Origin of the sequence: Rhodoferax koreense, assembly GCF_001955695.1 — a bacterium.
Taxonomy (GTDB): Bacteria; Pseudomonadota; Gammaproteobacteria; order Burkholderiales; family Burkholderiaceae_C; genus Rhodoferax_B; species Rhodoferax_B koreensis.
Window position 1 is genome coordinate 3748353 of the sequence record NZ_CP019236.1, and the last position, 20819, is coordinate 3769171.

Sequence of the window (20819 nt, forward strand, 5' to 3'; positions counted from 1 at the left end):
GCGCTGAGCCACTCGACGGACAGCGATGCACATCGGCGCACATTCCGCACCAGTCAAATCCCCAATTCGCCCATCGCGCAAACCATACAGGAAATTATTTGTGACTTGAGCCACCTTAATGTAAGCATTTGCGCGATCCGCCCTACCGACACCGTGCTGGACTTCCATACTAGAGCGCGCAGGCCGGGCTGAGCGAGTCGGACGGCCGAAAGCCAGGAAGTCCACCATGAAACCTTCGTCGCATACCTTGACGGTCGCAAGTCCCGCGATCCCGCTGCTCATGGGCGAGCCCGCACTCCAAGCCGTCAGGCTGGCGGGCAACGAGGGCATCAATACCCTTTTCGAATACGAGCTCATCCTGAAGACACCGGATGCCCTGAACCTTGGGGCGAGCGGCGGCGCCGACTGGGACCTGAACGGCTTCGTCGGCCGTGAGATCAGTTGCAGCATCGAGCTCGATGGCGCTGGTCAGTTCCTGGCGGGCGCGGTGGGTGCCGACACGTCCCATCGTGGCGCAGGCCATCGGCAGATCAATGCGATCATCACCAAGGCCAGCCTCTGGGGCGAGGAAGGCCGGCACGTGCAATACCGGCTCGTGCTGCGGCCATGGCTGCATCTGGCCACGCTGGACACCGACTGCAGGATCTTCCAGAACAAGACGGTGGTCGAACTGCTCGATGAACTCTTGGCCGACTATCCTTTCCCTGTCGAAAAGAGGCTGATCGAAACCTACGCGCCACGCGACTTCCAGACGCAGTTCAACGAAACGAACTACGCCTTCTTCCTGCGCCTGACACAGGAAAACGGCATCAATTTCTTCTTCGCGCACAGCGAAGGCAAGCACCGCCTGGTGCTCATCGACAACATGGGCGCGTTCCAGCATAGCGCGAGTGAAGCCTATCGAAGTGTGGACTACCACCCGCCCGGCTGGAAGACGGACGCCGAGTACATCAGCAGTTTCGTGCCGCACAGCGAGCTGACCAGCGGGCGCTACACCACACGAGATTACGACTACACCCGACCCCGCGCAGACCTTTCTGCCAGCCGCAGCGAGCCCAGGCCTACGGGTCAGGCTGGGGGCGAGGTGTATCAGTGGCATGCAAGCCTGGGCGGCAGCCACTACGCTCAGCCGTGCGCGGGCGCAGCACGAGCGGGGTCATCAGGCGATGCGCAAGCGAACGACCCGCAGGAAGAAGGACGCAACTTCGCCGTCATGCGCATGCAGGCCTTGCGCACCCATGGCGCACGCGCCCGCGCCAGCGGCAACCTGCGCGGCATGGCGCCGGGCTGCTTCTTCGGGTTGCAAGGCCACCCACGGCAAAAGGCCAACGTCGAATACCTGATCCTGGACACCAGCTTCCTCATCGAAGACGTCGCGCAGGACAGCCAGATCAAAGACGCCGCGCGTGGCCGCCACCAGCAATGGACGGTCCAGGTGGACTTCACCGCGCACCCCATGTCGGAGATGCTGCGACCCGCGCTGACGCAACCCAAGCCCTTCAGCCACGGACCGCAGGTAGCGCTCGTCGTCGGCCCGCCGGGGCAGAACCTGTGGACCGACGCACTGGGCCGCATCAAGATCCAGTTCCCCTGGGACCGGGTCGGCGAGAGAAACCAGAACAGCAGTTGCTGGGTGCGCGTGACTTCGCCCTGGGCAGGGAACCAGTTGGGCGCGATGCAGCTTCCACGCATCGGCCAGGAAGTCGTCGTCGATTTCATCGGGGGTGATCCGGACTTGCCGGTTTGCACCGGTCGGGTCTACAACCAGCACAACCTGCCGCCATGGGCCTTGCCGGGCCAGTCGGCGCTCAGCGGATTTCGCAGCCGGGAACTGGCGCCCGAGGGCGGCAACAGCTCTGCCGGCCGCAGCAACCACCTGGTGCTGGACGACACCGCCCAGAAGATCCAGGCCCAGCTCAAGAGCGACCATCGCAACAGCGGGCTGAGCCTTGGCCACATCACCCGCATCGACGACAACGCCGGACGCAAGGAAGCCCGCGGCGAGGGTTTCGAGCTGGGCACCGAAGGGCACGGCGCCGTGCGCGCCCAGGCTGGGCTGTTGATCAGCACCGAACGCCATGCCGGCGCCCAAAATCACATCAAGGAAATCGACGCGACGGTCCAAAGACTGCGCGAGGCCCGCGAGTTGCTGGAGCAGATCACGGCGGCGGCGCAGCGGCACGAAGCACAGGCCGGGGGCGCCGACCAAAACGAGGTGCTCGGGGCCGTAAAGGCGCAGAACCAGAACATCGCCGGGGACGGCACGGCCCAAGGCGAGTTCACGGCGCCGCACCTGGTGCTGGCCAGCCCCGCCGGCATCACCAGCAGCACGCCGCAAAGCACGCACATCGCCAGCGGCCAGCACACGCAGTTGAGTAGCGGCGAGCACCTGTCCATCGCGGCCGGCGGCGGATGGTTCGCCAGCGTGGTCGACAAATTCGCCCTCTTCGTGCAACGGGCCGGCATGAAGCTGGTGGCCGCGGCGGGCAAGATTTCCATCCAGGCGCAAAGCGATGGCATCGAACTGGTCGCCCACAAGGTGCTGGCCCTGATGAGCCAGACCGACTACATCGACCTAAAGGGCAAGAAAGGCATCAGGCTGTACGGTGGCACCAGCATGCTGGAGATCAGCGACCAGACGCAGTTCTTCACCGCATCGCCCGTGCTCTTCAATGGCAGCCTGGAGACATTGGCGCCGAAGACCATCTCGCAGCACTTCAACACCATGCGCACCAGCAACTTCGACCAGCAGGTGCGGTTTCTGGATGCGGACGGCCAACCCGCCAGCAAGGTGGCATTCGATCTACTGCGCGACGACGGAAACATCGTGGATGGCAAGACAGGCACGGACGGCAAAACACCGCTGCAAAAAAGCCCGGACTTGGTGCGGTACACGGTTCGCTACAGAGGGGAACTCCCATGAACTGGCCGCATGGCAAGGCAGCACAAGTCGACTTTCACTCCAGCAGGCAGGCACGCATGGCAACGAACGAAGAAACCCTCAACGAACACGGCAACCACGCGGGCCAGTTCACACAGAGCGTCGGCGGCTGGGCGGAGTACACGGTATGGCTGACACCCACGGCTGACAAGGTCATCCACGATCTGCCGGTGCCGCCCAAGAAGGTCATTCCCATCGTGTTCCTGCCCGGTGTCATGGGCAGCAATTTGCGCATGACGAAAAAGCGGCAGAAGGAACTGGATCGCAAGGATGACAAGGCCTGGAAAGCCGACGACATTGGCCCGTTCGAAACCGCGGTGTTCAGTGCCGGGTACGGCGGCTGGTTCAGAGAAGCGACCCCGGCGCAACGCCAACTCAATTTCGACCCCGAGGAAACCGAGGTCGACATCTACAAATACACGGAAAACCAGGGTCGCTTCGACCCCGACGGCCTCCTCACCAAGCAATCGGATGCGCAGCACCAGAACGTGCGAAACAGCCTGGCGCCCATCCCGCCTTTGCTCACCACCGCGCAGAAACCGCCTGAAGACGCCGACGCGCTGACGAAAGACCGTGCGGTGGAATCCGCCGCGCAGAAAGCACGCTGGCGCGGCTGGAGCGAAATCCTTTTCGATGGCTCGTATGGGGAGATTCTGAAAAAAATCGAGCGCCAGCTCAATAACATGATCGTCGATCACAAGCTGGCCGATAACTGGAAGGAGAAGCCACCGGAGCCGCCCAAGGACGGCGAATCGAGTGTGCAGCCACCACCCGATCCTTTGTTGATCCTGGGCAAGAATCCGAAGGATTTCGGCGCCTTGTTCGGCAGCGAACCGATCACGGAGGCCGACCTGCGCAAGATCGCGCAGTGTTGGTATCCGGTGCACGCCATGGGCTACAACTGGCTGCAGAGCAATGGCGTTTCCGGCAAGAAAATCGCCGAGCGCATCAAGGGTTTGATCAAAGGCTATGTCGAACGCGGCTTCGACTGCAAAAAGGTCATCATCGTCACCCACAGCATGGGTGGCCTGGTGGCCCGTGCGGTGGTCCATCCGGACTATGGCAACCTGCAGGACAGCATCCTGGGCGTGTACCACAGCGTGATGCCCACGCTGGGCGCCGCCACGGCCTACAAGCGCCTGCGCTTCGGTTTTCGGGAGGACGAGCGGCCCATCCTCAGTTTCGCAGATCGAGTGATGTCGGAAGTCCTCGCCCCGAATGGAGAACACGCCACAGCCATCTTGGCCAATGCACCGGGGCCGCTGGAACTGTTGCCGGCGAAAGCCTATGGCGAGAAATGGCTGCGGGTCGTGGACCCAGCGGGCGTCGAATTGGCGAGCTGGCCTGATATGCGCACGGATGCGCCACAGACGCCGGTGGAGGCGATTTATACGCAGCCTGCGGATGCTTGGTGGCGGTTAATTAATCCGAAATGGGTGAATCCGGGGAATCCATTAAAAATAAAATTCATAGATGCAGTGGATAAGGCATACAAACGACTCAAGGCCGCTTACAAATTTTCTAATACCATTGAGAAGACATTCCACCCTAACACGTACGCCAGTTGGTGCGCTTCATCAAACCGCAAATGTTATGGCACGGTGGTCTTCAGGGTTATCGCCGGTTTGGAAACGGATAACGGCACGCCGCTGCCGGCTGCAAGCACCTGGACACTGCTGACGGACGACGGCTTGAAAACACTCACAGTGCAGGCCGGTAGCCGTGTACTCACCTTGCAGCGCCAACATGCTGCAGAAGCGGGTGATGAAACCGTGCCTTCGGAACGCTCTGCAAGACACATCGTCAGTGATAACTGTTTCGAGCACGGCATAGATAAGTCTGGTTACGAACACCAAAACAGCTACGCGGACGGCCAGGTCGCCGCTTCGACGCTTTACGCCATCGTGCAGATTGCGAAGAACGACAAATGGGATTGATCATGCAACGTCTAAAAATGCTAGGCACGTCTCTGGCACTCGGCCTACTTCTGCAAGCTTGCGCAACGCCAACTAATTACTCGTACAAAAAGGAATCTGCCATGCCTGAAGCAGTCAAACTGAGCCCGCGACTACAGCAGCTATTTGCACGAACAAAGCTGGTTTGCATGGGGCGTTATGCGCTGGAAATTCCAGTCGAGGCCGAGTTGGTTTGGGGCCCGGCACATTTCCCCGCAACTATCGATGTGCTTCACGGAGGAGTGGCAGCAGCCAACAAACGCCTTGCAAGAGATATAGAAGATATAAAAATTAAAGATAAAACGGCTGAAATAGTTTCAAATAAGCCTGGGCCGGTAAAAGGGAGTTGGCAGATCCGTTTTTATGAAGACGAATTTGCAAAGGAGCCACCCAGCCTCCTAAGCACTAGAACATATATTAATCGAGGTGATGTCACATTCATTACGGGATGGTATGGCAGAGACACTGATTTATCAGTATTGGAACAGCAAGCATATCTTGCAAGTTCTTTAATCCTTAGGTCTGCCGATCAGACACCACGGGAGCCCGGCTTCTGCATTGAAGAAGCATTCATCCCCGACAACCGCTATGCCGATCAGGAAATGGTCAGCGCGGGCATCTTCATACCCAGCCTACCAGACATCAACTTCTCCATCAGCTCCAACAAGGACGCCTACGCCGATTACGACAACTTCGATGCCTACCGCCCCAAGCTCTCCCTGCTCAATCGCATCAAGAGCGCCCAGGACGCCCAAGGCCCCTTTTACCCCAGCCGCACTGTCCTGCGCGAAGGCAAGCGCGACGTGCAGCACTGGCATGGCGAGGAGTCGCTGATCAAGCGCAAGGATGGCACGCACGATTTCGAATGGGCGTTCGTGGGTACGCCCAAGGATGTCGCCAACCCCTCCGAGTACAGCGCGCACATGTACAGCAAGGTCGCGCACAACACGGTTGGTGCCGCCAGCCAGGCGTCGCTCACCGACGACGAGGCCGTGGCCTTGTGGGACAGGCTGCTCTCCGGCCTGAAGTTCCGCGTGCAGGTGCCCGGCGCGCCCGAAGGCTCTTACTACGCCCAGCCCAGCAGCCCGATGAGCCCGCCGCCTGCGCCCAAGCCGGTGGTGTGGTACCGCGACCAGCCCTGCCCGAAAGACGGCTACTACAAGCTGGTGGTCGATGACCCGGCCTATCCCTACCAGGCCTACCTGCAGAAGCAGCCACCATCGGCCGAGCGCGCGGGCTCGATGTTCAGCGAGCTCCTCGTCACCGAGCCGGCCTTCTACCACAAGGCACGCATGGTCTGGGTGGCCGAGCTCGACGACAACGGCCGCAAGTATTCCAGCGTGAACCGGTTCTGAGCATGTGCCGGGAGTCCGACCATGAAACATGAAGGACGCGGTGTCGCACGGCTCGGTGACAGCACCTCGCACGGTGGCCGTGTCATCTCGGCGACCGGGCCTGCCGTGCTGGGTATTCCCGCCGCGCGTCAGGGCGACATGACACATTGCCCCCAATGCAAGGCGGATTTCGCGATCACGCCCGATGGTGCGGGCGCGCGACACCTGGGGCTGCCTTGCGCGTACGACGGGGACCTCACCGCCTGCGGCGCCCGGCTGGTGTCGTCCATCTGAACCCAAGGGGCCACGGCTGCCCACGGCGCCGTCGGTTGACCGGCCTGTTCTACCCAGCCTGCGAAATCACCGTGCGTTCGATCAGCCGGTCGTCGCCGAGCACGATCATGGCGAACAGCAGTTCGTCCAGCGTTTCGGCCTGAGACGTCTTGCGCGCCAGCAGCGGCGTCACCTTCGGATCGATGACCACGAAGTCGGCTTCGCCGCCCGGCTGCAGGTTGCCGACCACACCGTCCAGCCCGAGCGCCGCCGCCGCCCCGGCCGTGTGTTGCCACCAGAGTTGCTGAGGCTTGAGCGACAGGCCGGTCTTGGTCTGGCCCTCCCGCCCCACGTAATAGGCGGCCAGCATGGTGTGGAACGGGCTGAAGCTCGTGCCGCCGCCGACGTCGCTGGCCAGGCCGTACCTGAAACCCACGCGGTCGGCGCCGACGTAGTCGAAAAAGCCGCTGCCGAGGAACAGGTTGCTGGTCGGGCTCACCGCGGCCACGGTGCCGGTGTCGCGCATCAGTGCGCGGTCGTCGTCGTCGAAGTGGATGCAGTGGGCGTAGACGGCGCGTTCGCGCATCAGGCCGAAATCCGCATAGGTGGCGAGGTAACTCCTCGAGGCCGGGAACAGTTCACGCGCCCAGGCGACTTCGCCGAGGTTTTCGGCGACGTGCGACTGGATCCACACGTCGCCGTACCGGGCGGCGAGTTCGCCCGCGCCACGCAGCTGCGCCTCGGTGCTGGTCGGCGCGAAACGCGGCGTGATGGCATAGCCCAGGCGGTCCACGCCATGCCAGCGGCGGATCAGCGTTTCGGTGTCGACGAGGCTTTGCTCGGTCTGGTCGCGCACGCCGTCAGGCGAATGGCGGTCCTGCAGCACCTTGCCGGTGATCAGGCGCAGCTGGCGCTGCTGCGCCTCGGTGAACAGCGCATCGACCGAGCCGGGGTGCGAGGTGGCGAAGGTCAGTGCCGTGCTTACGCCGTTGCGCAGCAGTTCGTCCACGAAGAAGGTCGCCACCTCGGCCGCATAGGCCGGATCCACGAATCGGCTCTCGTGCGGAAAGGTGTAGTTCTCGAGCCAGGGCAGCAGACCGTCGGCGGGCGCGCCGATCACATCGGTCTGCGGGTAGTGGATGTGCATGTCCACGAAACCCGGCGCGATGATGCGGCCCGGCAGGTGTTCGACGGCCAATCCCGGAAAACCGCCAATCAGCGCCTGGTAGTCGCCCACGGCCTGCACCACCTGGGTGCCAGCGGCGTCGGGCCCGACCACCAGCAGCCCATCGGCCTCGTAGATGGCGGACTGGTCCTGGGCAAAACGGAGGATGGCGGAGCGGTAGGCTTTCATGGCCCCGAGCTTACGCAAAAGCCGGGCCGGCCGGATGCGTCGGCGCGGATATCCGGTATCGCCGCTGCCGGATGGCGCAGGTCGCCTCTTCTCCGCCGCCCTTTCTCGGGGCGCTTCAATTCGGCAGACCGCCCAAAACACCTTCTGCGAGCCAGTTCATGCCGAGGATCTGCGCGTCGGTGAGCGCCGCGCCGGCCGCAACCACGGTTTTCCCGGTGTTGTCGCGCAGCGGCACGGTCGTGGCGGCAAACGGCTGCAGCCGGCCGGCGGCGATGTCGGCCTGGCGCGCCAGCACTTCCTTCTGCACGGCGGCCGGCACCTGGCTGCCGAAATCGCCGACGCGTACCATGCCTTCCTTCACACCGCCCCAGACGCTGCCCGGCTTCCAGCTGCCGTCGATCACGGCCTGTGCGCGGCGCGTGTAGTAGCCGCCCCATTCGTGCGTCACGGCCAGCAGCTGGGCGTCGGGGGCGATGCGGCGCATGTCGGAGTGGTAGGCGATGGCCAGCTTGCCGCGCTCCTGCGCCGCCGCCATCACCGCGTTGGAGCCGGTGTGGAACGCGATCACGTCCACGTTCTGGTTGAACAGCGTCATGGCGGCGTCGCGTTCGCGCGCCGGGTCGAACCAGGCGTTGAGCCACACCACCTTCACGGTGGCCTTGGCATCCACCGAACGCAGGCCGAGCGTGAAGGCGTTGATGCCCTGCAGCACCTCGGGAATCGGGAAGCCCGCAACGTAGCCGGCGACATGGCTTTTGGTCATGCGGCCGGCGGCGATGCCCGCGAGGTAGCGGCCTTCGTAATACCGCGCGTTGGCGGCGGCGACGTTGGCCGCGGTCTTGTAGCCGGTGACGGATTCGAACTTCACGCCGGGAAATTCGCGCGCCACCTTGAGCGTGGGCTCCATGTAGCCGAAGCTCGGCGTGAAGATCAGCTGGTTGCCCTGCTGCGCGAGGTCGCGGATCACGCGTTCGGCATCCGGCCCCTCGGCCACGTTCTCCACGTAGGTGGTCTGGACCCGTGCGCCCAGCGCGGCCTCGACGGCCTTGCGCCCTTCGTCGTGCTGGTGCACCCAGCCCATGTCGGTGAGCGGCGCCACGTAGACGAAAGCGGCCTTGAGCGGCGTGGCGGCCGGCGGCTGTGCGGGCGCGGGGGTCTGGCTGAAAACGGGAGAAAACAAACAGGCGGCCACGAGCGTGGCGGCGAGGTTTTTATACATGGTAGTCCTCTACATGGCCCTGGAATGGAGATGAAAAAAGCCGCGGGCAGCGGCTTGATTCGGTTGGGATTTTAACCGCCCGGGCGATGGGCGGGCTGCGACGGCCTAGCAGGTCGGCACGGTGGTGGCGGCCAGCCACTGCTTGAGCGCGGCGTTGTAGGCCGCGTCGAAGCGGCCGTAGATGTTGCTGCCGGACCGCAGGCTGCAGCTCGAACTGCCGCCGTACAGCTGCCCGATGACGTACCGCGACGTGCCGATGGTCTGGAACAGCGCGGCGCCGCTGCTGCCCTCCTCGGTGCTGCCGCTGGTGAGCAGCGCATCGAGGAAACCGCTGTTCGACTGTGCGGTACCGGTGCAGGTCAGCGAGGTGCCGCCGCTGGACAGGCTGCAATTCTGGTAGGACTTGACCGTGCCGGTGCTGAGCTTGAGCAGATCACCTTCGGGATGGTGCAGCGTGCCGACGGTGGCGGCCAGCGCCGGTGCGCTGACCGACCAGCCTGCGAACACCGCGCCCGAGGGCGGCGCTTCGTTCAGCCGCATGAAGGAGGTGTCGGTGCTCGCGCTGGCGTACAGCAGCGTGGCGCCGCCGGTGCGCAGGGTGGCTGCCGGATTCAGCGTGCCGGCACCGCAACTCGGCGCGCGGTAGAACCAGTACGACTGCAACGAGGATGCCGAAGCCTGCGTCGAGATGCAATGGTTGGCGGTGATCAGGTAGGGCGTGCCGCTGTTCAGGTTGTCGTTGAGCAGCGTGCCGGTGCACTGGAAGGCCGAGCCGCCCTGCACGAACACGATGCGCGCCACGGCATTGCTCTCGGCCTGGTAATCGGTGTTGCAGGCCGCGTCGATCTCGCAACTCCCGGCCTCGCCGATCTTGGCGGTGATGCCGGCGCCCGCCGTGTCGCCGGCCGCATCCGTGCCATCGGGCAGCGCGAACAGGTGCGAGAGCTGGGGCACGGCGACGTCCACCTTGGCGGTGTCGGCACCGGCGGGCAGGCTGACTTCGACCGTGGCCTCCGCACCGAGCACGGCCGGCAGCCAGTAGGTGTTGGCCGTGTCGCCGCTGGCGCCGCCCGCGGCGTTCGCCTTCAGCGCCTGCAGGATTTCGGAGGCGGGCAGTTCGAAGCCCGTGCTCGCGCTTTGCGCATAGACGCGCACCGTGGCATCGGCCGGCAGGCTGCGCACCAGCAGGCCCAGGCGCAGGCCCTGGGCCGAGGGCGAACTGATGCTGATCGAAGCCGCGCGCCGGCCATCGGCCAGGGTCTGCCAGTCCAGCGTGGTGTCGGGCAGGCTGCGCGCGAAGCCGATCTTGCGCGGCGCACCGCGCAGGCCGGAGGACGTGGTCTCGGCCGCGAGCTTGGCCGGAGCCACCTCGGCCAACGCCACCAGCCGTGCGCGGGGCGACTGCACCTCGCGCGCCTTCATCGGACTCACGTCGCCACTGCTGGCCAGCGTCAGGCTGCGCGCGCGCGCCTCCACGCGGTCCACGGCCGAGGGCACCTGCGTCGATGCGGCCACGCAACTGCCGCCTGTGCTGCCGCCCGTAGCCCCGCCGGTGCTGCCACCGGAGGCGCTCGTGTCCGAACTTCCGCCACCGCTCCCCCCTCCGCAAGCGCTGAGCACCAGCGCCGCCACCGAACCCAGAAGCCAGATCTGCATGTTGTTTTTGTCTCGCACGGACTTTTCCTCAAAACACTCGATGGGCTTCAAGTTACCACGAAATTGCGGCAGTTCATTCGTAACGCAGCGCCTGGATCGGCAGCAACCTCGATGCGCGCCGCGCTGGGTAGAACCCGAAGAAGACCCCGACCAGCGCGGAAAACCCCGCCGCCATGCCGACCGAGGCCAGCGTCATGCTGACCTGCCAGCCCGCGAAATGGCCCACGGCCCAGGTGGCCAGCGCGCCGAGCAGGACGCCGATACAGCCGCCGAGCAGGCTCAGCGTCAGCGCCTCGATGAGGAACTGCGCCAGGATATCGCGCCCGCGCGCGCCCACGGCCATGCGCAGCCCGATCTCGCGCGTGCGCTCGGTCACGCTGACCAACATGATGTTCATGATGCCGATGCCGCCGATCAGCAGGCTGATGCCGGCCACCGCGGCCAGCAGCAGCGTCATGATGCGGCTCGACTCCTCCTGCGCCTCGAGGATTTCGCTGAGGTTGCGGATGGTGAAGGTGTCGTCCGCGCTTTCCTGCACGCGGAAACGCTGGCGCATGAGTTCGCGGATGCGCTCCTCGGCCATCGCCATGCTCTGGCCTTCGCGCACCTTCACGGTGACCGACCAGATGCGTTTCACATTGCCCGGCAGACCGCCGGTGATGCGGTTGCGGAAGGTGGAAATCGGCACGATGACGATGTCGTCCTGGTCCTGTCCCACCGAGTTCTGGCCCTTGCGCGCGAGCACGCCGACCACCGTCACCGGCACGGTGCGGATACGCACCACCTGGTCGACCGGATCGGCATCGCCGAACAGCTCCTGCGCCACGGTCTGGCCGATCAGCGCCACCTTGGCCGAGCCCTGCAGCTCACTGTCCTCGAACAGGCGGCCCGATGCGAGCGGCCACTCGCGCGCTTCCAGGAAATCGTTGTTCGTGCCCTGCACCGTGGTGCTCCAGTTGGCGTTGTTGGCCACCACCTGGGCCGTGGTGCGCGAGCCCGGTGCGGCCACCTGCACCTCGGGCACCTCGACGGCGATGGCCGTGGCGTCTTCCTCGGTGAGCCGGCTGCGTGTCTGCGCGCCCTGGCGCACGCCGGCCGCGTTGGCGCCGCCGGGCAGCACCAGCAGGATGTTCGAGCCCAGGCCCTTCATCTGCTCCTGCACGCGTTCCGTCGCGCCGCGGCCCACGGCCACCATGGTGATCACCGCGGCCACGCCGATGATGATGCCGAGCATGGTCAGAATGCTGCGCAGCGTGTTGGCCGCCAGGGAGCGCCAGGCGCTGCGCAGGGCGGAAAGGAAGTTCATGCTGCACCTTCGGTCAGCGCCGATGGATCATCGTAGGGCGCTTGCAGGACATCTTCCACGATATGCCCGTCGCGAAACAGAATGCGCCGACGCGCCCAGGCCGCGACGTCGCTTTCGTGGGTGACCATCACCACCGTCATGCCCTGCCGGTTCAACACGGTGAGGAGCCGCATGATGTCTTCCGAGGTCTGCGAGTCGAGTGCGCCGGTGGGCTCGTCGGCCAGGATCAGGCTCGGGTCGTTGACCAGCGCGCGCGCGATGGCCACGCGCTGCTGCTGGCCGCCCGACAACTCGGCCGGCGTGTGCTGCGTGCGCTCGCCCAGGCTCACGCGCTGCAACGCCGCCGTGGCGCGCGCATGCCGCTGCGCAGCACGCACGCCGGCGTAGACCATGGGCAACTCCACGTTTTCCAGCGCGGTGGTGCGCGGCAGCAGGTTGAACTGCTGGAACACGAAACCGATGCGCCGGTTGCGGATCGCCGCGAGCTGGTCCGCCCCCATGCCTTCCAGTGCCTCACCCGCCAGCTGGTAACTGCCGGCCGTGGGCAGGTCGAGCCCGCCGAGGATGTTCATCAGCGTCGACTTGCCCGAGCCCGAGGCGCCCATGATGGCCACGAACTCGCCTTCGGCGATGTCGAGCGAGACGCCGCGCAACGCATGCACGGTCTGGTCGCCCATGGTGTAGGTCTTGACCAGGTTGCGGGCTTCGATGAGCGCGGGCATGGTGTCGTCAAATCGGAAGTTTGAAACCGCTGCGGGGGGCGCCGGCCAGCGGCAAGCCGACAATCACCGGCGTTCCTTCTTTCAGCAACCCGGCACCGGGCAGGGAAGCATCGGCGACGACTTCGGTGAAGCTGCCGTCGGTGATGCCGAGCATCACGTTGTAGGCCTTGGGTTGGCCGGTTTCATCGATCAGGTAGATGCGACCTCGCGTGATGGCACGTTGCGCGGCTTCGGCCGGCGTGGGTTTCTTGGCCGGGGTCAGCGCCGAGCCCGTCGAATCCAGCGGGGCGGCCGGGGTCGCCGCAACGACCTCCACGCCCTGGATGCGCATGCGCAGCGCCGCGTTCGGCACTTTGAGGACGTCCGGCAGCGCGTCGGTCTGCACGCGCACATTGGCCGTCATGCCCGGCAGCAGCCGACCCGAGGCATTGGAGAAACCTACCACCGCCACGTAGGTGACCACGTTGGCGGTATTGGTCGCGGCCTTGCGCACCTGCCGCACCTGGCCTTCGAAGCTCTGCCCCGGAAACGCATCGACGTTGAACGTAGCCTTCTGCCCCACGCGGATGCGGCCCACGTCGCTCTCGTCCACGCTGGCTTCGACCTGCATGTCCGACAGGTTCTGGGCGATCACGAACAGTTCCGGTGCCTGCAGGCTGGCGGCCACGGTCTGGCCGCGCTCCACGGTGCGCTTGATGACGATGCCGCTCACAGGCGAGGTGATGCGCGTGCGGCCCAAGTCGATGCGCGCCTGGCCCAGCATGGCCGCGCGCTGGGCCACGCTGGCCTCTGCCGTCTGCACCTGGGCATTCGCCACATTGGCCTGGGCCTCGGCCACCTTCAGCGATTCGCGGCTGGAGTTGACCAGCGCCCGCGCCCGGTCGGCTTCGCTCTGGGCGATGAATTTCTGAGCGGCCAGGTCCTGCTTGCGGGCGTGGTCGCGCTCGGCCTCGGCCAGGTCGACCTGGGCGCGCGAAATGCTGGCCTGGGTGGCCACGGCGTTCGCCTGCGCGGTGAGCACGGCGGCCCGCGCCGCATCCACGTCCGCCTGCGCCGACTGCACGCGGTATTCGAAGGTCTCCGGATCGAGCCGCGCGATCAGCTGGCCGGCCTTGACCTCGCTGTTGAAGTCCACGTACAGATCCTTGATCTGCCCCGACACCTGCGTGCCCACCGACACCTGGGTGACGGGATTCACCGCGCCGCTGGCCGCCACCGTGGCCACCAGCGGGCCGCGCGCGAGCGGCGCCGTGCGGTAGACCGGCGCGTCTCCACCGGCCCGTGTGCCGGCCCACCAGGCCATTGCACCGGCGGCGAGGGCGAGCGCCAGGGCGGTGGCAGCGATGGTGGAAGTCTTCATGTGGAGGATTGTAGAAAGCGCGGGGACACCGCATGCTTGAATAGCCCCACGCCATCACCCCGCAGGCATGGCGGTCAGTTTCCTGAGCTCTTCGAGCAGCTTCACCGCCGGCGCGGGCATCAGGCCCTGGCGGCGCCGGAAAGCCGTCAAAGTACGCCGGTCCGACGCATTCGGCATGGGCAACACCCCCATCAGTCCGGCCCGGCGCTCGGTGTCGAACATCGGCTCGGGCATCCAGCCCAGAAAGCCCGAGTGGCAGACCAGGCTCTTGAGCACCGTGACGGAGCGCGTCTGCACCACCACGTTCGGCAGCGGCAAGCCGTGCCGCGTGAACAAGGCCTTCATGTCCTCGAAAGGCGCCGTGCCCTTGGGCAGGATGGCCCAGCGTTCCGCCATGGTGTCGGCCAGCCGCAGCCCCACGTGTTGGCGCAGGCCGTGGTCCATCGACGCCACCACGTAACTCGTGTCCTCCCAGCGGCAGTCCTTCACGGCCTCGATCTCGTCGCCGTCATCGGTCGCCACACCCAGGGCCAGATCGATCTCGTGCGAAACCAAGGCCTCGGCCAGGCGGTCCCACACGCCCTCGATGACGTGCACCTGCAGTTGCGGCCAGGCGCGGCAGGTCGCGCCGATCGCCTGCGGCAACACCGAACACGCGATGCTGCCGACCGAGCCGACCCGGATCGTGCCCTTGGCCAGCCCCAGCATGGCCTTGATCTCTTCGTTCGCAAGCTCGGCCTCGCGCTGCAGCAACTGCGCGTGCGGCAGCAGCGCCTGCCCGATCGGCGTGAGCTGCATGCCTTTGGAATGCCGCTCGAACAGCGGCGCACCGGCCACCTCCTCGAGCTTGTGGATGGTCCGGCTCAGCGCCGGCTGCGTCACGTTCAGGGCCAGCGCGGCCCGTCCAAGGCTGCCCGAAGCCACGACGGTGGTGAAAGCCTTGAGATGCTGGATTTCGAAAGTCATACAAAACAGTAATGACTTTCTCGAAAAAAAGCAATTTTCAGAATCATCCTGGCCCACGACACTCGCCTCCGATCCCCGTTCGCGACGCACAGAAAGAGGCAAGACATGCCAAGCACCCCACTCCAGACCACCCCCGACGCCGCCACGCCAACCCGCACGCCTGCGTTCACCGTGCGCGACGCCGTCATCGACTTCATGCGGCATTTCGGCATGACCTCGGTGTTCGCCAACCCCGGCTCCACCGAGCTGCCGATGTTCCGCGACTTTCCCAGCGACTTCCGCTACGTGCTCGGCCTGCAGGAAGCCACCGTGGTCGGCATGGCCGACGGCTTCGCACAGGCCACGCGCAATGCCGCGTTCGTGAACCTGCACTCCGCCGCCGGCGTGGGCAATGCCATGGGCAACATCTTCACGGCGTTCAAGAACCGCACGCCGATGGTGATCACGGCCGGCCAGCAAGCCCGCTCCATCCTGCCGTTCGACCCGTTCCTCGCCTCCAACCAGGCCACCGAACTGCCCAAGCCGTATGTGAAATGGAGCATCGAGCCCGCGCGCGCCGAAGACGTGCCGCAAGCCATCGCCCGGGCCTACTACATCGCCATGATGCCGCCGCGCGGCCCGGTGCTGGTTTCCGTGCCGGTGGACGACTGGGACCGGCCCGCGCAAGCCGTCGTGCCACGTGTGGTCAGCACCGAACTGCGGCCCCAACCCTCGGTGCTCGCGCTGATCGGCGCCGGCCTGGACGCCAGCCAGCGGCCGGCCCTGGTGGTCGGCGCGGCGGTGGACCGTGACGCGGCCTGGCACCAGGTCGTCGCGCTGGCCGAACGCCACAACGCACGCGTGTTCGCCGCACCCATGTCGGGGCGCTGCAGCTTCCCCGAAGACCATCGCCTGTTCGCCGGTTTCCTGCCGGCGATGCGCGAGAAGATCGTCGCGCTGCTCGGCGGCCACGACGCCATCTTCGCCATCGGCGCGCCAGCGTTCGCCTACCACGTGGAAGGCGCCGGCCCGCACATTCCCGAGGGCGCGAGCCTGTTCCAGATCACCGACGACCCGGACACCGCCGCCTGGACGCCGCTCGGCACCACCGCCGTCGGCAGCATCCGCCTGGGCCTGGAAGACCTGCTTGCACGGCCGGCGCCGGCCAGCCGGCCACTGCCCCCCGCCCGCGCACCCCGGGCGGCGGCGCAGCCTTCGCCGCTGATGTCGGTGGCCTACGCGCTGCAGACACTGGCCGAGGTGCGCCGGCCCGAAGACATCGTCGTCGAGGAAGCGCCGAGCGCGCGCCCGGTGATGCAGGCCTACCTGCCCATGACGCGCAGCGAAACCTTCTACACCATGGACAGTGGCGGCCTGGGCTATGGCATGCCGGCCGCCGTGGGCGTGGCCCTGGCCAAACCGTCGGCGCGCGTCATCGGCCTGATCGGCGACGGCTCCAGCCTGTACTCCATCCAGGCGCTGTGGACCGCGGCCCAGCTCAAGCTGCCCATCACCTTCGTGGTCCTGAACAACCGCCGTTACGCGGCGCTGCAGGACTTCGCCCCGGTGTTTGGCTTTTCGCCCACCGACAAGGTGCAGGGCACGGAGTTGCCCGACCTCCACTTCCCGGCCCTGGCCGCCGGCATGGGCTGCGCAGCGCAACGCGTGTCGGACCCGGCCCAACTGCGCGAGGCGCTGGCCCAAGCCCTGGCCAGCGGCGTGCCCAACCTCGTCGAAATCGAAGTCGCCTGACGAAAGCCGATTCCGCGCCACCTTTCCCAACCCAAGACCAAGAGACAAGTCCATGCAGATTTCCATGTTGATCAACGGCGAGCAGGTCCAGGCCCGCAACGCCGCCACCTTCGAGCGCCGCAACCCACTGGATGGCAGCGTCGCCACCACGGCGCCCGCGGCCACGGTCGAAGATGCAATCGCCGCCGTGCATGCGGCCGCCACCGCGTTCAAGTCCTGGTCGCAGACCGGGCCCGGCGAGCGCCGCACGCTGTTGATGAGCGCATCGCGTGCGCTCGAAGCCAAGGCCGACGCTTTCACCGCGGCCATGGCCTCGGAAACCGGCGCCTCCGCCATCTGGGCCGGCTTCAACGTGCACCTGGCCGCCGGCATGCTGCTGGAAGCCGCATCGCTGACCACGCAGATCAACGGCGAAGTGATTCCCTCTGATGTGCCGGGCAGCCTGGCCATGGCCGTGCGCCAGCCCGCGGGCGTGGTGCTCGGCATCGCGCCGTGGAACGCACCGGTGATCCTCGCGGTGCGCGCCATTTCCACCGCCCTCGCGTGTGGCAACACCGTGATCCTGAAGGGCAGCGAAATCTGTCCGGCCACACATGGGCTCATCATCGAGGCGCTGCAGGAAGCGGGTCTGCCGAAAGGTGTCGTCAACTTCGTGACCAACGCGCCGGCCGATGCGGCCGCCGTGGTGGAAGCGATGGTTGCGCACCCGGCCGTGCGCCGCGTGAACTTCACGGGCTCGACCCATGTCGGCAAGCTGATCGCCGCAACCTGCGCCAAGTACCTGAAACCCGTGGTGTTGGAGCTCGGCGGCAAGGCGCCCTTCGTGGTGCTCGACGACGCCGACATCGGTGCCGCGGTGGATGCGGCGGTGTTCGGCGCCTTCGCCAACTCTGGGCAGATCTGCATGTCCACCGAACGCATCATCGTGGACCAAGCCATCGCCGAGGCCTTTGTGGCCCAGCTCAGCGCGCGCGCCAAGGCACTACCGCTCGGCGATCCACGCCTGGGCCCGGTGGTGCTCGGCTCCGTGGTCGACATGGCCACCGTGCGGCGCTGCAACGAGCTGATCGACGACGCACTGGCCAAGGGCGCCAAGCTGTTGACGGGCGGCAAGGCCAGCAACACCTTGATGGCCGCCACCCTTCTCGACCACGTGACACCGGAGATGCGCATCTTCCGCGAAGAGGCTTTCGGCCCCGTCAAAGGCATCGTGCGTGTCGAGGGTGTCGAGGCCGCCGTGGCCTGCGCCAACGACAACGAATACGGCCTGGCCGCCGCGGTGTTCGGCCGCGATGTGGCGCGTGCCCTGCAGGTTGCAGGCCGCATCGAATCCGGCATCTGCCATGTGAACGGCCCGACCGTGCACGACGAGGCGCAGATGCCCTTCGGCGGCGTCAAGGGCAGCGGCATCGGCCGCTTCGGCGGCAGGGCGGGCATCGATGCGTTCACGGAGTTGCGCTGGGTGACGGTGCAGACCACGGCTCGGCACTACCCGTTCTGAACACGGTGCACGGTCTGGCTGCGACAAGGCCGGGCCGATCTCGATTTCCCCCTTCGGCTGGGCCTGCGTTGGCTCAGCTTCTCAAACCAGGAGACAAACCATGAAAAGCAATACCCTCACCCGCCGCCGCCTTGCACACCTTGCGCTGGCCATCGGCCTGGCGCCCGCACTGGCCAACGCCCAGAACAAACCGATCGAATGGGTCGTCGGCTATGCCGCCGGCGGCGGCTCGGACGCCCTGGCGCGCACGGTGGCCGAGGCCATGTCGCAAACGCTGAACCGCGCCATCATCGTGAACAACAAGCCCGGTGCCGCCACCAACATCGCCGCCGACTACGTGGCCAAGTCGAAGGACTACGGCAACATCCTTTTCACCGCGGACTTCGCCACGCTGGCGGCCAATCCTTCCCTTTTCTCCAAGCTGCCGTACGACAGCGAGAAGGACTTCACGCCGGTCGGCATGCTAGGGCGGTTTCCGCTGATGGCCGTGGTCAACCTCAATGTGCCGGCCAAGAACTACAAGGAGTTCCTCGCCTGGGCCAAGAGCCGGCCCGAAGGTGTGAACTTCGCATCGTCCGGCCTGGGCAGCCCCCAGCATCTGGCGGGAGAAATGTTCAAGGAGCGCACCGGGCTCACGATGACGCATGTGGCCTACCGTGGCGGTGCGCCCGCGGTGATGGACCTGATCGGTGGCCAGGTGCCATTCGCCCTGATGGACACCGCGACCGTGCAGCAGTACGTGACCGCGGGCAAGGTCCGCGCGATCGGCGTGGCGAGCCTCGAACGCCTGAAGAACTTTCCGGAGGTTCCGACCTTGTCGGAACAAGGGCTGACGGGTTTCGACGCCTCGGCCTGGCAGGGTCTGGTGGTGCCGGCTGCGACACCCGCGGCCACGGTGGCGGCGCTCAGCAAATCCCTGCAGTCGGCTTTGGACTCGACCGCCGTCAAGGCCCGGCTCCAGGCGTTGTCGATCGAGCCCGTGCCCGGCACGCCGAAGCAAATGAGCGACTACGTGCGCAGCGAACGCGAGCGCTGGGGAAAACTGATCGTCAAGAACAACATCAAGGTTGATTGAGCCTGCGACCGCCAGAGCAGCGCACCTGAACGTTGATTCAAACCAGAAGAGAGACAACCCGTGAATTCAGCCGATATGAGAAGCAGCAAAACCACCGACATCGGTCGGCTGCTGGACGATAGCCCCTACACCACCATGCAGAAGGTGGTTGTGTTCCTCGCCGCATTGTCGATCGTGATGGACGGATTCGATGGCCAACTCATCGGCTTCGCCATCCCTTTGATGATCAAGGAATGGGGCATCACGCGCAGTGCCTTTGCGCCGACCGTGGCGGCCGGCCTGATCGGCATGGGCATCGGCAGCGCGTGTTCCGGCCTGTTCGCCGATCGCTTCGGCCGGCGCACGGCTGTGATCTCCAGCGTTTTCGTGTTCGGACTGGCCACCTGCGCCATCGGCTTTTCGCCGGACGCGCTGACGGTGGCCGGCTTGCGCTTCATCGCCGGTTTGGGCATCGGTGGCGCCCTGCCCGCGGCCACCACGGTCACGGCCGAATTCACACCAGCGCGCCGGCGCACCCTGGCCGTCACCGCCACCATCGTCTGCGTGCCGCTGGGCGGCATGCTGGCTGGGCTGTTCGCGGGTGTCATCCTGCCGTGGCTGGGTTGGCGCGGCCTGTTCTTCGTCGGCGGCACCTTCCCGATCCTGCTGGGATTCGTCTTGCTCGCAAGCCTGCCGGAGTCTCCACGCTTCCTGGCCCGTCACCCAGAGCGTTGGAGCGAGTTGCGCAAGCTGCTGGGTCGCATGGGAAGAACCGCCGATACGCAAACGGGCTTCTCCGATGCCGCAGAGCAGGCGGGCGGTGAACGTGCAGGCTTCCGGGCCTTGTTCCAGAACGGTCTCGCGGTCGATACCCTGGCCTTGTGGGTGGCCTTCTTCGCGTGCCTGACAGCGGTCTACAGCGCCTTCAGCTGGCTGCCGACGATGCTGGCGTCCGAGGGCCTGTCGCCGGCCGTCGCCGCCTCGGGCCTGACGGCCTACAACCTCGGCGGCGTGATTGGTGCACTCGCATGCGCCGTGGCCATCACGCGCTTCGGCTCGCGCTGGCCGCTGGCCCTGTGCTGTGCCGGCGCCGTGGCCAGCGCGTTCGCGATGCAGTGGGTCGACATCGGCCAAACGCCGAGCCTGCTGATCTTCGGCTTCGGCGTGCATGGCTTGTTCACCAACGCCGTGCAGTCGACGATGTACGCGGTCTGCGCCTTCCTGTACCCGACCGGTGTACGTGCGACCGGCACCGCGTCCGCCCTGGCCTTCGGCCGGCTCGGCGCCATCCTGAGCGCCTTCGCGGGGGCTGCCGTCATCACCGCTGGTGGCTCGAACGCCTACCTCAGCCTGCTCGGCGGCGCGATGCTGGTGGCGCTGGTGGCCTTGCTCGCGCTGCGACGCCACATTCCCCGCCGCCAGGCGGTCGCGTGATTCGACAGAGAAA

At 65.9% G+C, this 20819-nt stretch carries 15 protein-coding genes; 8 read left to right on the forward strand and 7 right to left on the reverse strand.

The genetic code is table 11. The annotated features are described in order from the left end of the window. Positions 1 to 226: 226 nt before the first annotated feature. The 4 genes from RD110_RS17395 to RD110_RS17410 all read left to right on the forward strand — a co-directional run bounded on the left by RD110_RS17395 (position 227) and on the right by RD110_RS17410 (position 6524). Positions 227 to 2923, forward strand: coding sequence for a type VI secretion system Vgr family protein (locus RD110_RS17395; RefSeq protein WP_076200639.1), 2697 nt, complete (start codon positions 227 to 229; stop codon positions 2921 to 2923). Further along, positions 2920 to 4878: a lipase family alpha/beta hydrolase gene (locus RD110_RS17400; RefSeq protein WP_239467058.1), complete on the forward strand. Its 1959-nt coding sequence runs from the start codon at positions 2920 to 2922 to the stop codon at positions 4876 to 4878. The genes RD110_RS17395 and RD110_RS17400 overlap by 4 nt, the downstream gene beginning before the upstream one ends. A 167-nt stretch (positions 4879 to 5045) precedes the next feature. After that, the gene (locus tag RD110_RS28070; RefSeq protein WP_239467297.1) at positions 5046 to 6251 is read left to right on the forward strand and encodes a T6SS immunity protein Tli4 family protein; all 1206 of its coding nucleotides are present in this window, start codon (positions 5046 to 5048) and stop codon (positions 6249 to 6251) included. A 21-nt stretch (positions 6252 to 6272) separates the two neighbouring features. Next, positions 6273 to 6524, forward strand: coding sequence for a PAAR domain-containing protein (locus tag RD110_RS17410; RefSeq protein ID WP_076200641.1), 252 nt, complete (start codon positions 6273 to 6275; stop codon positions 6522 to 6524). A 49-nt stretch (positions 6525 to 6573) separates the two neighbouring features. Here RD110_RS17410 and guaD read toward each other — a convergent pair whose 3' ends face one another. The 7 genes from guaD to RD110_RS17445 form a co-directional block, all read right to left on the reverse strand. Next, a complete protein-coding gene (guaD, locus tag RD110_RS17415) occupies positions 6574 to 7857 on the reverse strand; it encodes a guanine deaminase (protein WP_076200643.1) in 1284 nt (427 codons plus the stop codon). A 115-nt stretch (positions 7858 to 7972) separates the two neighbouring features. After that, entirely contained in the window at positions 7973 to 9076 is a 1104-nt protein-coding gene (locus tag RD110_RS17420) for a BMP family ABC transporter substrate-binding protein (protein WP_076200644.1), read from the reverse strand. 105 nt (positions 9077 to 9181) lie between these two features. After that, positions 9182 to 10732, reverse strand: coding sequence for a trypsin-like serine peptidase (locus RD110_RS17425; RefSeq protein WP_076205186.1), 1551 nt, complete (start codon positions 10730 to 10732; stop codon positions 9182 to 9184). A 73-nt stretch (positions 10733 to 10805) separates the two neighbouring features. Then, complete coding sequence (locus RD110_RS17430; RefSeq protein ID WP_076200646.1) at positions 10806 to 12038, reverse strand: ABC transporter permease; 1233 nt, start codon at positions 12036 to 12038, stop codon at positions 10806 to 10808. Next, entirely contained in the window at positions 12035 to 12760 is a 726-nt protein-coding gene (locus RD110_RS17435; RefSeq protein WP_076200647.1) for an ABC transporter ATP-binding protein, read from the reverse strand. The genes RD110_RS17430 and RD110_RS17435 overlap by 4 nt, the downstream gene beginning before the upstream one ends. A gap of 7 nt (positions 12761 to 12767) precedes the next feature. Further along, positions 12768 to 14120, reverse strand: coding sequence for an efflux RND transporter periplasmic adaptor subunit (locus RD110_RS17440; protein ID WP_076200649.1), 1353 nt, complete (start codon positions 14118 to 14120; stop codon positions 12768 to 12770). A 54-nt stretch (positions 14121 to 14174) separates the two neighbouring features. Beyond that, on the reverse strand, positions 14175 to 15086 hold the full coding sequence (locus tag RD110_RS17445) for a LysR family transcriptional regulator (RefSeq protein WP_076200650.1): 912 nt from the start codon (positions 15084 to 15086) through the stop codon (positions 14175 to 14177). Between the two features lie 105 nt (positions 15087 to 15191). Here RD110_RS17445 and mdlC point away from each other — a divergent pair, with 105 nt between their 5' ends. From mdlC to RD110_RS17465, 4 genes are all read left to right on the forward strand, one after another. After that, on the forward strand, positions 15192 to 16817 hold the full coding sequence (gene mdlC, locus RD110_RS17450; protein ID WP_076200652.1) for a benzoylformate decarboxylase: 1626 nt from the start codon (positions 15192 to 15194) through the stop codon (positions 16815 to 16817). Between the two features lie 52 nt (positions 16818 to 16869). Next, positions 16870 to 18318, forward strand: coding sequence for an aldehyde dehydrogenase (locus tag RD110_RS17455; RefSeq protein ID WP_076200653.1), 1449 nt, complete (start codon positions 16870 to 16872; stop codon positions 18316 to 18318). A gap of 100 nt (positions 18319 to 18418) precedes the next feature. Then, positions 18419 to 19393, forward strand: a complete 975-nt coding sequence (locus tag RD110_RS17460; RefSeq protein WP_076200655.1) for a Bug family tripartite tricarboxylate transporter substrate binding protein — start codon at positions 18419 to 18421, stop codon at positions 19391 to 19393. A 75-nt stretch (positions 19394 to 19468) separates the two neighbouring features. Next, complete coding sequence (locus tag RD110_RS17465; protein ID WP_076200656.1) at positions 19469 to 20806, forward strand: MFS transporter; 1338 nt, start codon at positions 19469 to 19471, stop codon at positions 20804 to 20806. Positions 20807 to 20819: the final 13 nt, after the last annotated feature.

What these genes read in the sequence shown, in the direction of transcription:
- RD110_RS17395 (WP_076200639.1), top strand. Translation starts at nt 227, where the DNA reads ATGAAACCTTCGTCGCATACCTTGACGGTCGCAAGTCCCGCGATCCCG.
- RD110_RS17400 (WP_239467058.1), top strand. Translation starts at nt 2,920, where the DNA reads ATGAACTGGCCGCATGGCAAGGCAGCACAAGTCGACTTTCACTCCAGC.
- RD110_RS28070 (WP_239467297.1), top strand. Translation starts at nt 5,046, where the DNA reads ATGGGGCGTTATGCGCTGGAAATTCCAGTCGAGGCCGAGTTGGTTTGG.
- RD110_RS17410 (WP_076200641.1), top strand. Translation starts at nt 6,273, where the DNA reads ATGAAACATGAAGGACGCGGTGTCGCACGGCTCGGTGACAGCACCTCG.
- guaD (WP_076200643.1), bottom strand. Translation starts at nt 7,857, where the DNA reads ATGAAAGCCTACCGCTCCGCCATCCTCCGTTTTGCCCAGGACCAGTCC.
- RD110_RS17420 (WP_076200644.1), bottom strand. Translation starts at nt 9,076, where the DNA reads ATGTATAAAAACCTCGCCGCCACGCTCGTGGCCGCCTGTTTGTTTTCT.
- RD110_RS17425 (WP_076205186.1), bottom strand. Translation starts at nt 10,732, where the DNA reads ATGCAGATCTGGCTTCTGGGTTCGGTGGCGGCGCTGGTGCTCAGCGCT.
- RD110_RS17430 (WP_076200646.1), bottom strand. Translation starts at nt 12,038, where the DNA reads ATGAACTTCCTTTCCGCCCTGCGCAGCGCCTGGCGCTCCCTGGCGGCC.
- RD110_RS17435 (WP_076200647.1), bottom strand. Translation starts at nt 12,760, where the DNA reads ATGCCCGCGCTCATCGAAGCCCGCAACCTGGTCAAGACCTACACCATG.
- RD110_RS17440 (WP_076200649.1), bottom strand. Translation starts at nt 14,120, where the DNA reads ATGAAGACTTCCACCATCGCTGCCACCGCCCTGGCGCTCGCCCTCGCC.
- RD110_RS17445 (WP_076200650.1), bottom strand. Translation starts at nt 15,086, where the DNA reads ATGACTTTCGAAATCCAGCATCTCAAGGCTTTCACCACCGTCGTGGCT.
- mdlC (WP_076200652.1), top strand. Translation starts at nt 15,192, where the DNA reads ATGCCAAGCACCCCACTCCAGACCACCCCCGACGCCGCCACGCCAACC.
- RD110_RS17455 (WP_076200653.1), top strand. Translation starts at nt 16,870, where the DNA reads ATGCAGATTTCCATGTTGATCAACGGCGAGCAGGTCCAGGCCCGCAAC.
- RD110_RS17460 (WP_076200655.1), top strand. Translation starts at nt 18,419, where the DNA reads ATGAAAAGCAATACCCTCACCCGCCGCCGCCTTGCACACCTTGCGCTG.
- RD110_RS17465 (WP_076200656.1), top strand. Translation starts at nt 19,469, where the DNA reads ATGAGAAGCAGCAAAACCACCGACATCGGTCGGCTGCTGGACGATAGC.